This is a genomic window from Rhodococcoides fascians A25f, from assembly GCF_000760935.2.
GTDB lineage: Bacteria > Actinomycetota > Actinomycetes > Mycobacteriales > Mycobacteriaceae > Rhodococcoides.
In genome coordinates this window covers 3792129-3804714 of record NZ_CP049744.1, presented here as the reverse complement: position 1 = coordinate 3804714, position 12586 = coordinate 3792129, and the positions used below count along the sequence as shown (strand labels likewise).

Sequence of the window (12586 nt, the reverse complement as noted above, 5' to 3'; positions counted from 1 at the left end):
GGAACCATGCTCGGAGCCGCTGCCCGCAGTGGGGCCGAGCTACACACAGGAGATCAACGACGTGAAGGTTCAGCCGAGCGTCAAGAAGATCTGCGAAAAGTGCAAGGTGATTCGTCGTAACGGGCGAGTCATGGTGATCTGCGACAACCTGCGTCACAAGCAGCGTCAGGGATAACCACCGAGCTTTTCGCACGTCGGCTTGGCAACAGCTAGAAGATGACCTCCCAGCACCAACCGTGACACACGCGTTGCGGCATACCCCCGGCACGGAGGCCGGGGCCCCACTGAGTTGGTTGAAAGACGCTTCACACCCCAGCGGTGAGAAGGACACAGGGGACGGACTGGGAGCAGACCTCCGGACAAGAAAAGGAAATGCCACATGGCACGTCTCGCAGGTGTGGATCTGCCGCGCGAAAAGCGCATGGAGATCGCACTGACTTACATCTACGGCGTCGGCCGTACCCGCTCCAAGGAGATCCTCACAGCGACGGGCGTCAGCCCCGACCTGCGAAGCAAGGATCTCGGCGACGACGATCTGCGCAAGCTCAGCGATTACATCAACGAGTCCCTCAAGGTCGAGGGCGACCTGCGCCGCGAGGTTCAGGCCGACATCCGTCGCAAGATCGAAATCGGCTGCTACCAGGGTCTTCGCCACCGTCGTGGTCTGCCCGTCCGTGGACAGCGCACCAAGACCAATGCGCGTACCCGTAAGGGACCCAAGCGCACCATTGCCGGCAAGAAGAAGGCGAAGTAATGCCCCCCAAAGCACGCGGTACCGGTCCGAAGAAGGCGCAGAAGACGCGTCGCAGGGACAAGAAGAACGTCCCGCACGGATCTGCGCACATCAAGAGCACGTTCAACAACACGATCGTGTCGATCACCGACCCCGCCGGAAACGTCATCTCATGGGCGTCCTCGGGACACGTGGGCTTCAAGGGCTCGCGCAAGTCGACTCCGTTCGCCGCACAGCTCGCAGCCGAGAACGCTGCGCGCAAGGCACAGGAGCACGGCGTCAAGAAGGTCGACGTGTTCGTCAAGGGTCCCGGCTCCGGCCGTGAGACCGCGATCCGCTCGCTTCAGGCCGCTGGCCTCGAAGTCGGCACCATCTCCGATGTCACCCCTCAGCCGCACAACGGCTGCCGTCCGCCCAAGCGGCGTCGGGTCTAGCGGGAAGGAAAGGTTTAGAAAATGGCACGTTATACCGGTCCTATCACCCGCAAGTCGCGTCGTCTGCGCGTCGACCTCGTCGGAGGCGACCAGGCGTTCGAGCGTCGTCCCTACCCGCCGGGCCAGCACGGCCGCGCGCGGATCAAGGAGAGCGAGTACCTGCTCCAGCTGCAGGAGAAGCAGAAGGCTCGCTTCACCTACGGCGTCATGGAGAAGCAGTTCCGTCTGTACTACAAGGAAGCCAACAGGGCCGCCGGCAAGACCGGTGAGAACCTGCTGACCATCCTCGAGACTCGTCTCGACAACGTCGTCTACCGTGCGGGTCTCGCACGCACGCGTCGTCAGGCACGCCAGCTGGTCACCCACGGCCACTTCCTCGTGAACAACAAGCGAGTGGACATCCCCAGCTACCGCGTCTCGCAGTACGACATCATCGATGTCCGCGAGAAGTCCGCACAGACACTGCCGATCCAGATCGCCCGCGAGAGCTACGGCGATCGTCCGGTCGCACCGTGGCTGCAGGTCGTTCCAAACCGTCTTCGCATCCTGGTTCACCGGGTGCCGGAGCGCGCACAGATCGACGTGCCGCTCCAGGAGCAGCTCATCGTCGAGTACTACTCGAAGTAAGGCGCAGCACGCATGTGAGTCTCTTCGCGAGGCTCACATGCGTCTTCGCCTCCACACGTGGGCGTCAAATAGCGGACGCCCGTACAGGAGGAACACACAATGCTCATTTCACAGCGCCCGACGCTGACCGAAGAGGTCATCGCCGACAACCGCTCGAAATTCGTCATCGAGCCGCTCGAGCCCGGCTTCGGTTACACACTCGGCAACTCGCTCCGCCGCACCCTGCTCTCGTCGATCCCCGGCGCTGCTGTCACCAGCATCCGTATCGACGGTGTTCTCCACGAATTCACCACGGTCCCCGGTGTGAAGGAAGATGTCACCGACATCATCCTGAACCTCAAGGGTCTCGTCGTGAGCTCCGAAGAAGACGAACCGGTCACCATGTACGTCCGCAAGCAGGGCCCCGGCGCTGTCACCGCAGGCGACATCGTTCCCCCGGCCGGCGTGACGGTGAACAACCCTGATCTGCACATTGCGACCCTGAACGACAAGGGCAAGTTGGAGATCGAGCTCGTCGTCGAGCGCGGTCGCGGCTATGTCCCCGCCGTTCAGAACAAGGCATCGGGTGCCGAGATCGGCCGTATTCCGGTCGACTCGATCTACTCGCCCGTGCTCAAGGTCACCTACAAGGTGGAGGCCACCCGCGTCGAACAGCGCACCGACTTCGATCGGCTCGTTCTCGACGTGGAAACCAAGAATTCCATCACCGCGCGGGACGCGCTCGCTTCGGCGGGCAAGACCCTGGTTGAGCTCTTCGGCCTCGCCCGTGAGCTGAACGTCGAAGCAGAAGGCATCGAGATCGGACCCTCGCCCGCCGAGGCCGATCACATCGCTTCCTTCGGACTCCCCATCGAGGATCTGGACCTCACCGTCCGTTCCTACAACTGCCTCAAGCGCGAAGGTGTTCACACCGTCGGTGAGCTGGTTGGTCGTACCGAGTCCGATCTGCTCGACATCCGTAACTTCGGGCAGAAGTCCATCGACGAGGTGAAGGTCAAGCTGCATTCGCTCGGCCTCTCCCTCAAGGACAGCCCCGCGTCGTTCGATCCGACCACCGTGCCTGGCTACGACGCCACCACGGGTACGTGGAGTGACACCGACGCCGGCTCCTTCAGCGACACCGAAGGTGCCGAGCAGGACTACGCCGAGACAGAACAGCTGTAATCAGCTCGCTGGAGCTCTTACTAGGAGATTCATCATGCCCAAGCCCACCAAGGGCCGCCGTCTCGGCGGGTCGGCGTCGCACCAGAAGGCCATCCTGGCCAACCTGGCGACGTCACTCTTCGAGCACGGCCGCATCACCACCACCGAGTCGAAGGCCAAGCGCCTTCGTCCCCACGCCGAGAAGCTCGTCACCCATGCCAAGAAGGGTGATCTGGCCCATCGTCGTGAGGTTCTCAAGACGATCAACAACAAAGATGTCGTGCACAAGCTGTTCGCCGAGATCGGGCCTTTCTTCGCCGATCGCGACGGTGGCTACACGCGCATCATCAAGACCGTCCCCCGCAAGGGTGACAACTCGCCGATGGCCATCATCGAGCTCGTCAACGAGCAGACGGTGTCCAACGAAGCCGACCGCGCACGCCGCGTGAAGGCATCGAAGGCTGCTCCCGCCGCAACCGAGGCCCCGGCCGAGGAAGCGACCGAAGAGAACGTCGTCGAGGCTGTCGAAGCCGACGCAACGGACTCCGAGGTAGCGAACGCCGACGCAGTCATCGATGGCATCGAGGACAACGACGCTCACGCGTCGGACGCCCCCGAGGCCGAGGAAGCAAAGAAGGACTAGTCCTTTTGAGCTCCGCGCACGATCGAAGCGGGCCCGCCATTCCCCCAGGGGAAGGCGGGCCCGCTTTGTCGGTACCCACCAGAATTCGGCTCGACATCTCCTACGACGGCACGAACTTCTCCGGATGGGCGCGTCAACCGGGTATTCGTACCGTCTGCGGCGTGCTCGAACAAGCCTTCTCCACCGTGCTCCGGCAACCGATCGAGCTGACCGTCGCCGGCCGTACCGACGCTGGAGTACATGCGACCGGTCAGGTGGCCCACTTCGATGCCGTCGACGTTCCGGATGATCACGACCGACTGGTCCGGCGTATGGCCCGGTTTCTGCCCACCGACGTTCGGGTGCGGGCAATCAGCACCGTCTCCCGCGATTTCGAAGCCCGATTCTCGGCCTATCGCCGACATTACGAGTACCGATTCAGCACCGCGCTCTATGGAGTCGACCCGCTCGACGTCGCCGGCGTCGTGTCGTGGCCACGGCCCATCGATCTGGACGCAGTACGCGAGGCGTCGCGGGCATTGATCGGACTGCACGATTTCGCAGCGTTCTGCAAGAGGCGAGACGGTGCCACCACGGTGCGAGAACTGCAGCGCTTCGACTGGGAACGCGACGGTGATCGGCTCACCGCGTACGTCAGCGCCGACGCGTTCTGCTGGTCGATGGTGCGTAGCCTCGTCGGTGCAATGCAGGCTGTGGGGGAAGGACGTCGCAGTCCGGATTGGGCGCGGTCACTGCTGACGCGTCGCGAACGGTCCAGTGAGGTGACAGTGGCTCCGGCACATGGACTCTCGTTGGTCCGCGTCGACTATCCGCCGTCCGACATGCTCGCTGCACGAAACGCGGCCACCCGAGAGGTGCGAACTGCGGTCTCGGCCGACGGATGCTGCGGGGGAGAGGGCTGACGAACCGCAACCGGGGCTACTGTCGGAACGATGCATCCGATACAACTAGCCATCGTCGTCGGTAGTGTCCGCGCCGGGCGCATCGGACCCACGGTCGCGGCCTGGGTCCGCAGCGTTGCCGCCGAGCGTGCGAGCATCGAGGTGGTCCACGTGGATCTGGCCGACTTCGAATTGCCCGGCAATTTGGTCCCGAACGACGATACCGAGCGTTTCACCTCGACGATCGGGGCATGCGACGCGTTCGTGTTCGTCACGCCCGAGTACAACCACGGCGTTCCAGGATCGTTGAAGACGGCGCTCGACACCGTGAAGTACGAGTGGCGCGCCAAGCCGGTGGGATTTGTGTCCTACGGAGGCCTCGGTGGCGGAATCAGAGCTACCGAACAACTACGACAGATCACTGCGGAACTGCACATGGTGTCCGTTCGAGACGCCGTATCGGTGCACCGTGTGCGCAAGCGGTTCGACGACGAGGGTGGTATCGACGATGCCGCTGCCGTCGATGCCCTGGGTCGACTGCTCGATCAAGTCGAGTGGTGGGCCGGTGCGGTGGCCGGCGGACGGGAGCGAATCGACTATCCCGGCTGAGAATTCGTCAAGCACGCACGGCTGAGCGCAGACTTCGTGGCCGACCGATGAACGCCGTCTCCTGAGGGATCGTCACCAGTGTCAGTTCGATGTCGAGAGGGCCCGAGAGCACCCTGATCCGGTCGCCCGAGGCGTGCGGTTGAACTATCGACACGTCCCACTCCCGCCGCGGCAGTCCGCGCGCGTGCTCCGCGCCGTCGTCGCGCGGTACATGCTCGGTCAACGACATCACGGTCACACCCGAAAGTCGTTGCTGATCGGTCGGTTCGGACCCGTCCGCGAAGTCGTTCAGGATCACGTCGTACGGCGTCCGAGATCGGATCGTGTGGCCGTCGACAGACAGGCGGTCGGGGGCACCTATCGCGTCGAGGAGTGATCGCCATGCGTGCGGGCGGTCGCTCCGAACGAGAACTCTGGCTCCCGTAGCGATGGCGCGGAACAGCAGTTGCTGAGCGAGGTAGAGTTCCCCGGCGATCCGCACTCGGGCCAGGCCCGGCCCGAACAATCGCACCGCGACACCGTGTCCGGCGGCGTCGGAACCCAGGAGCTGGCCGCAACCGCTCACCGGAAGGTCCAGGTCGTCGAGGCTCGATACGTCGAGAGTTCTACTGGGGGACAAGGACTTCAGCCCGGGTACTGCCAGCGGTAGCTGTGCGAAGATACCGTCTCGTTGACTTCCGCTCATCGAGGTCAATCCGCGGACCGAAGGTTTCGCGACTCGGGCGCGGGCGGCGAATCTGCACGATCCACGGATGCGAAGCTTTCCGCTGTCGCGGGTCGGCTGCAGGTGGAAGGTCATCGTCGTCCCCAGGGACGGTGTCGACCACAGAGTGGCAATGTCTTCGGCAGTGATTGCGCTGCAGTCCATTCCGAAGCCGACGCTGGACACTCCCGGCAAGGGTGCCGTCGACCACGTCTGTGTCAGATCGTCGGTACTCACTCCCCGACAGAGGTGCACCACAGCCGATCGAAGTTGTGCGCTCGTGAGCAGGCGCGAGGGCAGGCCATCGGCCTGGAGAGCACGCAGGACGCGCGTGGTCGCCACGACGGCGGTGCGCGCTGCCCCGGCGCGGCTTCCGCCTCTGACCTCGATAGCCCGAGCATTGGACCGCACGTCGAGAGTGACTGCTACCCATACCGTCCGCATCGCCACAGCGGGTAGCAGACCGATGAGTCCCTCGTACACCTCGGTGGCAGCCGAACCGGGTGAGCTGCGAAGTCCGAGTGCAGCGATGTCGATCGACGAGACGGCGATGTCGTGTTGCCGAAGACACGACGCCAGCGTCTCGATGGGGAGGGTGTACCGCGTGTCCGCGCTCGCCCTGCCGAGAACCGTCTTCGTGTGCGCGGGCGGGAGGATCTCGATGATGCAGCTGACCGTGTTGCGCTGCCAGTGGACACCGACAGCCCGGCCCGTCGTGTCGTGATGGTCGGTGGTCACACCCACCTCGGGAAAACGGTTCGCGAGGAACCGCCAGAGGACCCGGAACCAGTCGACGATCGGTCTGCGGCGAATGGTCACGAACGGAACGAGTGCCACCGCCGCAGCGGCGACCAGTGCCCATAACGGCCGCACCTGCCCTGCGAGCAACGCAAGACTCGTTGCCACTGCAGCGATCTCGGCCGTGATCACGCGTCGGAGCGTAGGCGCGGCGAAAGGCATCGCGGTTCGCCCGAGCCCGATCGAACCCGTACGTGCCATCCGAACCCTCCCCCCGAAGGTTGCCGTACCCATCGATCGCCGCCGAAGCGGTCGCCGAGGTGTGCGCACGAACTGTACTGTGTCGCGTGACTCGAATGGGGATCGGGTCAGATCGAATCCTGGGGAGGAACTGTGGCGTCGACGCCCACAACGAAGTGGCAGGTTGGCGGCTATCGCTTTCTCGTTCGCCGAATGGAACACGCGCTGATCAGGCGTGATGCCCGAATGTTGCACGATCCGATGAAGTCGCAGTCCCGTGCACTGCTGGTGGGCGTCGTGATCGCCTGTATCGGTTTGGCGGGATGCGCTGCGCTGGCACTGTTTCGGCCGCAGGACAAGATCGGCGATGCGTCGATCGTGGTCGGTAAGGATTCGGCCGCCATGTTCGTGAAAGTGGACGACGTGTTCCACCCGGTGCTCAATCTCGCGTCGGCCAGACTGGTGGTCGGCAAGCCCGACGACCCGTTGACGGTCAAGGAATCCGAGCTCGCGTCCAGGCCTCGCGGAGCGCTGGTGGGGATTCCTGGCGCTCCGTCGGCGCTGCCGCACGACGCCGATGGTCGCGCCGAAGCGTGGACTGTGTGCGACACACTCGATCCGATCGCAGGGGTCACCTCGACCACGGTCGTCGCGGGTGATCTCCGGTACGACGACAGCGCAGCGCCACTTGCCGATACCGAGGCATTCCTGTGGAGCTCGAACGGCACGGCGTACCTCGTGCACGACGGAACGAAGTCGCCGGTCGATCTGGCCGACCGGGCCGTGATCCGTGCACTCGGGCTGGAGGATGCCACACCGTCACCGGTGAGTGCCGGTCTACTCAATTCGGTGCCGCAGTCGCCGGCCGTCGCGGCACCGTTCATTCCCCGCGCGGGAGAGGCTCCGCAGTTTCCGTTCGACGGTCGACCGATCGGTTCGGTCGTCAAGGTGGCCGGTCGCGACGTCCAGTACTACGTCGTACTCGAGGACGGTATTCAAGCGATCAGCGAAACGGCTGCACTGCTCATCAAGTTCACCGACTCGCAAGGCAGTCCAGACATCGCAGCGGTCAACCCCGACGTTCTCCGAGATGCGCCGAAAACCTCGGTGGGGCTTTCGGTCTCGACGTTTCCGGCGACGACCCCCGTGATCGTCGACGCCGGTGAGCAACCTGTCAACTGTCTCACCTGGGAACCGCTCGAGGTGGCCGACGGCGGGCCGACGGCTCGGCTCGTGGAGTCCGCCGGTCGCGGGTTACCGCTCGAGTCCGGCGCGCAACCGGTCACGCTGGCTCAGGCCGATGGTGGAGGTGACGCCGTGGATCAGGTCTATCTGGCACCCGGCAGTGGCGGGTTCGTCCGCGGCACGGGAATCTCGACGTCGAGTACCCGTCAGGACAGCGTCTTCTTCGTGGCAGACACCGGGGTTCGTTACGGCGTCGAGGGCAGTGAAGCAGTGTCGGCGCTGGGGTTCGGGCCACCCGCACCGGCGCCGTGGGCGATCCTGCACTTGCTCGGTAGCGGTCCCACTCTCGGGCGTGGTCAGGCCCTGACGATGCACGACGGGTTGCGCCCGACCCACAGGCCGCCGCGCTACCGACGAAGTAGCGCAACTCGTTACGGCCGGCCCCGCCGACGCAAAGGTATCGACAGCGCAAGACCGAGCGCCAGAATCACCGCGACCAGTACCGAACCTGTGACCGCTGCATTTCGCGGACGATGATCCGGTGCAGGCGGTGGAAGCGGAGCGCGCATCGCGACGCTGTCCGCAAGCGCGGCACGAGGTGCAGGCACCAGGAGATCGGTCACCGCGGCGAGTGGATCGACGACGCCGTGACCGACGAACGGGTTCCATCCCTCGGCCGGTGCGTGCGCCGTTCTCTCGATTCGGTCCACCACTTCCAGCGCCGTCAGCTCGGGCCGGTGGGCGCGCACCAGTGCTGCGACAGCAGCCACCAGCGGTGCCGCGAAACTGGTTCCCGTCATGGGGTTCACACCGTCGTTGCCCCGAGTGCCGTTCGCCAGTCCGCTGCCCGAAGGCGACAGCGAGGTCATGTTCGAGCCCGGCGCGGCGACGTCGACCCACGGACCCGCAAGACTGAACGAGGACGGCGTGCCATCCGACTCGACCGAACCGACGGTCAACACGTCTTCGAACCAGGCCGGGGTTGCGATGGTCGCGAAGCCGTCCCACGGATCTGCATCGGGCCGAAGCGGGTCAGCATGCGGGTTCTGCGTCTGGCAGGCCGTGCTGCCCAGATTTCCCGCTGCGGCAACGACGACGACATTTCGCTCACGGACGGCGTAGTGCACCGCGGCACCGAGGGGGCCGTCCGGCACACCGCCTCCCGCGGGTACGCAGGCCACCTCCGAGATGTTGATGACCGACGCCCCGGAGTCGACCGCGGTCCTGATGGCCATGGCCATCGTGCGCACGTTCCCGTACCCCGCGGCGTTCTCCGGCTCGGCGGCCTTGTCCTCCTCGGGTCGGTTGTCGACAATCTGAAAAACATTGCTGGACTGGCGAATCGAGAGTATGCGTACATCCGGCGCGCCGCCGGCGAATCCACTGCCCGGCGCGGTGTTCGCGGCGATCAAACCGGCCACCATGGTGCCGTGCGCATCGCAATCGAACAATCCGTCACCTGCACTGACGTAATCGCCGCCCGGGCTCAGACCCGACAAACGCGGATGAGCGGTGACACCGGTATCGATGACAGCGACCACCTGACCGGCTCCGCGAGTGATGGGCCAGACCGACGCGAAGTCCAGCGCTTTCAGCGCGGTCGGAACCTCCTGCGGGTCGGGTGTCTCGGACGGAAGAGCGCACGCATTCTTCTGTTCCGTGGGCTCGAGAGGAGCCGGGGGACTCGGTGCGGGTAACTGGGCGGGATCGATCAGGGGGCGTTCGGCACGAGCGGGAGAGACCCCGAGAACGGCATTCGACAACACGGCGAGAGCAGTGAGCACCGCAACGACGATTGTGTGCCGCCTGCGCGGCATCACAGCCCGCGGACGACGCTGTACAACCCGCACACCCACACGGCTACCGGGATGACCAGGGCAATGACGGCATACTCGAGGAGCTCGGCCGATCGTCGCATCACCGGCGAGTACGTGCGTGTCGGCACGAATGCGCCGAAGATCGATGCAGTCACGGCTCCGGCCACTGCCACGCCGAACAAAGCGAGGGAGTATTCGGGCAACGCGATCACGGCACCGACGAGGAGAGACAACACAATCGTCGTCCCGCCTGCGACAAGCGGAACAGCATGTACCACAACGGCATAGGTACGACCTCGCAGTAGGAGAACGAGAGCGCACAGCGCCGCGAGCGCTACCGCGGGCCACTCGACGCCGCCCCCGGCATCGTCGGCCGCCGCAGCGAGAACGCCTGTCACCACGGCGACCGTGAACGCCAGCAGCAGACCGGTCAGGTAACTCCGCGCTCGTGCTGCGGCTCCCTGCAGATCCTCGAACGACATCGCGTCGAGTTCGGCTTCCTCGACCGTGTCCAGCGGTGCGCCTGCTGTGGGAACCGGCGGAAGCGGCAACTTGGCCTGCATCATCGACACGCGCGCGGAGAGAGCAATTCCCGTGAGACCCGCCAGAGCCGCAGCGGTGCCGATCGCCGGTTGCGACATCGTGGTGAACAGCGTGCACACAGCCGCGAGGAACGTGAGCAACGCCAGCACGATCGCGGCGGTGAACAACGCGAAGCCGGTTCCACCGATCCGCAGGGACAACAGGGCCGTCGCGCCGGCCATGGCCGAGCCCAACATCAGCTGCGCCGCACCGAATTGTCCTGGCACCAGCAGAGTTCCGCCGGTGAACATCAGCGTGACGGCACACCCGCCGAACATCACCGCGACCGCGTCCTGCCGATACAGCCGCCCCAGAATCACCCCCGCGATCGCGAAGAGGATCGAGGCAGTCACCGCAGCGACTCCCCCCACGATATCGCCCACATTCTCGGCTCCGGCGCGAATCGGCCCACGCAACACCGTCGCGCACGCCAACAACACCGAGGATGCGGTGACGACCGAGCCGACGGTTCGCGCAGTGCGTGCCGTCCAGTGTGGGACGTCGTCGCTACCCGCTCTCGCAACGGAATACATGAGGTCGTCGAAGAGCGGAACCGGTGCAGGCCGCTCGGCGACGCCCAACACGAGCAACTCGCCGTCGCGAACCGACAGTTCGGCGAAGGTCGCCGTCGGCGACAGCGGAGGCAACCCGATTCGAGCGAGCGTCCACGCCACGGGCACGCCCTCGGACTCAGGATCGAGGTCGTACCCGGCCACGCCGAGTCGTTCCGCGGGCTGCACTCCCGCAATCCCGGGTCGTTCCGCAGGCTGCACTCCTGCCACCCCGGGTCGTTCCGCAGGCTGCACTCCTGCGATCAAGCCTGCGATCATGTCGACGATCCCCGGAACGAGAAGCGAGACCGGAACGTCCACCGGCAGCGCCATATCCACCTGGGTGGACCTGGCCAACACCGTCACCCGGCAGACGTCCTGCGCGAATACGGAATGCGTTCCCGATGGCCGACGGTCTGCTTCTGGTGCGGTGGTCGACGGCACTTGGCCGACCGATGGACGGCTGTCGGCGCGTGTCATGAAGATCCCCCCGGATGCGTACTGTTCGCGTGCAGATGCCCGCCCCACTGGGCATCTGCGTGCACACCTTACGACATCACGACGACTCGCAATCGTCCTTCACACTGCGCGCAGACACTCGCGCTCAGGCTGCGACGAGGTCGCTCACCTGTGCGAGCAACTCGAAGGAGCGAAGCCACGATGCTCGATCGGACACCCCGGAGGCGACGATCAGCTCGTCGGCGCCCGTCCGCTCGGCGAATCGATCGAGGTAATCCTTGACCATGTCCGGCGTACCGACGGCCGAATACTTGGTCATCTTCGCGATCTGTTGTCCTGCCGGCGCTTCGAGAACCATGTCGGCTTCTTCGTCGGTGAAGGTCCGGCCTCGGCCCAGCAGCAGGCTGACGCGGCTGCGCTTGGTGCGGAGGAACTGAGCCTGCGCGTCGGCGAGTGAATCCGCCGCGATCACGTTGACACCCACGATCAGATGCGGCTCGGCCAGTTGCGCCGACGGCCGGAAGTCACGGCGATAGATCGCGACGGCCTGTTCGAGCGCATCGGGTGCGAAGTGCGAGGCGAAGGCAAAGGGCAGTCCAAGTGCAGCAGCGAGCTGAGCGCCGAAGAGCGACGACCCCAGAATGTAGAGCGGCACTTCGGTACCGGCACCCGGCGTCGCGTTCACCCCGGGGATCAACGACTCCGTCGACAGGTACCCCTGCAATTCCTGGACGTCCTGGGGAAATCGATCTGCGGACTCGGGATCGCGGCGCATCGCGCGCATCGTCACCTGGTCACTCCCAGGGGCGCGACCCAGGCCGAGGTCTATCCGGCCCGGATGCAGGGTCGCCAACGTGCCGAACTGCTCGGCGATGGTCAGCGGCGCGTGATTGGGGAGCATGATTCCGCCGGACCCGAGCCGGATCCGCTCGGTATGGGCAGCGACGTGCCCGATGAGCACCGACGTTGCGGACGACGCGATCGACTTCATATTGTGGTGCTCGGCGTACCAGATGCGTCGATATCCCCAGTTCTCGGCGTGCTGAGCGAGCGTGACGCTGGCGTCGAAGCTGTCGCGGACTGATTCGCCCTCGCCCACATGTGCGAGATCGAGGATTGACAGGGGTACGGACACGGTGGGAGCCAGCCTTTCGTTCGTCGAGCGCACGGCAAGGGAGCCGTATTCATGTGTAACGGCGTCGGGCGGTGTTCTATTTCTCGCATCCCCGCGCAGTACGACC

General features: G+C 65.1%; 13 protein-coding genes. 9 read left to right on the top strand and 4 right to left on the bottom strand.

Annotated elements, in window-relative coordinates:
• Positions 1-61 precede the first annotated feature (61 nt).
• From rpmJ to BH93_RS17885, 8 genes are all read left to right on the top strand, one after another.
• Complete coding sequence (gene rpmJ, locus BH93_RS17920) at positions 62-175, top strand: 50S ribosomal protein L36 (protein WP_025347279.1); 114 nt, start codon at positions 62-64, stop codon at positions 173-175.
• 204 nt (positions 176-379) lie between these two features.
• A complete protein-coding gene (rpsM, locus tag BH93_RS17915; RefSeq protein WP_008718227.1) occupies positions 380-754 on the top strand; it encodes a 30S ribosomal protein S13 in 375 nt (124 codons plus the stop codon).
• Positions 754-1167, top strand: a complete 414-nt coding sequence (gene rpsK, locus BH93_RS17910; protein ID WP_027496331.1) for a 30S ribosomal protein S11 — start codon at positions 754-756, stop codon at positions 1165-1167. The genes rpsM and rpsK overlap by 1 nt, the downstream gene beginning before the upstream one ends.
• 21 nt (positions 1168-1188) lie before the next feature.
• Positions 1189-1794 (top strand): 30S ribosomal protein S4, encoded by a 606-nt coding sequence (rpsD, locus tag BH93_RS17905; protein ID WP_008718223.1) that lies wholly within the window; start codon positions 1189-1191, stop codon positions 1792-1794.
• A gap of 99 nt (positions 1795-1893) precedes the next feature.
• The gene (locus tag BH93_RS17900) at positions 1894-2958 is read left to right on the top strand and encodes a DNA-directed RNA polymerase subunit alpha (RefSeq protein ID WP_032376654.1); all 1065 of its coding nucleotides are present in this window, start codon (positions 1894-1896) and stop codon (positions 2956-2958) included.
• Between the two features lie 34 nt (positions 2959-2992).
• Entirely contained in the window at positions 2993-3580 is a 588-nt protein-coding gene (gene rplQ / locus BH93_RS17895; RefSeq protein WP_032404669.1) for a 50S ribosomal protein L17, read from the top strand.
• A gap of 5 nt (positions 3581-3585) precedes the next feature.
• Complete coding sequence (gene truA / locus BH93_RS17890; RefSeq protein ID WP_037176584.1) at positions 3586-4482, top strand: tRNA pseudouridine(38-40) synthase TruA; 897 nt, start codon at positions 3586-3588, stop codon at positions 4480-4482.
• 30 nt (positions 4483-4512) lie between these two features.
• Complete coding sequence (locus tag BH93_RS17885; RefSeq protein WP_037176585.1) at positions 4513-5070, top strand: NADPH-dependent FMN reductase; 558 nt, start codon at positions 4513-4515, stop codon at positions 5068-5070.
• Positions 5071-5077: 7 nt separating this feature from the next.
• Here BH93_RS17885 and eccE read toward each other — a convergent pair whose 3' ends face one another.
• On the bottom strand, positions 5078-6772 hold the full coding sequence (eccE, locus tag BH93_RS17880) for a type VII secretion protein EccE (RefSeq protein ID WP_052065664.1): 1695 nt from the start codon (positions 6770-6772) through the stop codon (positions 5078-5080).
• A gap of 132 nt (positions 6773-6904) precedes the next feature.
• Here eccE and eccB point away from each other — a divergent pair, with 132 nt between their 5' ends.
• Positions 6905-8473, top strand: coding sequence for a type VII secretion protein EccB (eccB, locus tag BH93_RS17875; protein ID WP_155291084.1), 1569 nt, complete (start codon positions 6905-6907; stop codon positions 8471-8473).
• Here eccB and mycP read toward each other — a convergent pair.
• The 3 genes from mycP to BH93_RS17860 form a co-directional block, all read right to left on the bottom strand.
• Complete coding sequence (gene mycP / locus BH93_RS17870) at positions 8368-9753, bottom strand: type VII secretion-associated serine protease mycosin (protein WP_037176586.1); 1386 nt, start codon at positions 9751-9753, stop codon at positions 8368-8370. The two genes, eccB and mycP, sit on opposite strands and share 106 nt — an antisense overlap.
• On the bottom strand, positions 9753-11366 hold the full coding sequence (gene eccD, locus BH93_RS17865) for a type VII secretion integral membrane protein EccD (RefSeq protein WP_155291085.1): 1614 nt from the start codon (positions 11364-11366) through the stop codon (positions 9753-9755). Before eccD ends, mycP begins: the two co-directional genes overlap by 1 nt.
• 124 nt (positions 11367-11490) lie before the next feature.
• On the bottom strand, positions 11491-12480 hold the full coding sequence (locus tag BH93_RS17860) for an LLM class flavin-dependent oxidoreductase (protein ID WP_037176587.1): 990 nt from the start codon (positions 12478-12480) through the stop codon (positions 11491-11493).
• Between the last annotated feature and the right edge of the window lie 106 nt (positions 12481-12586).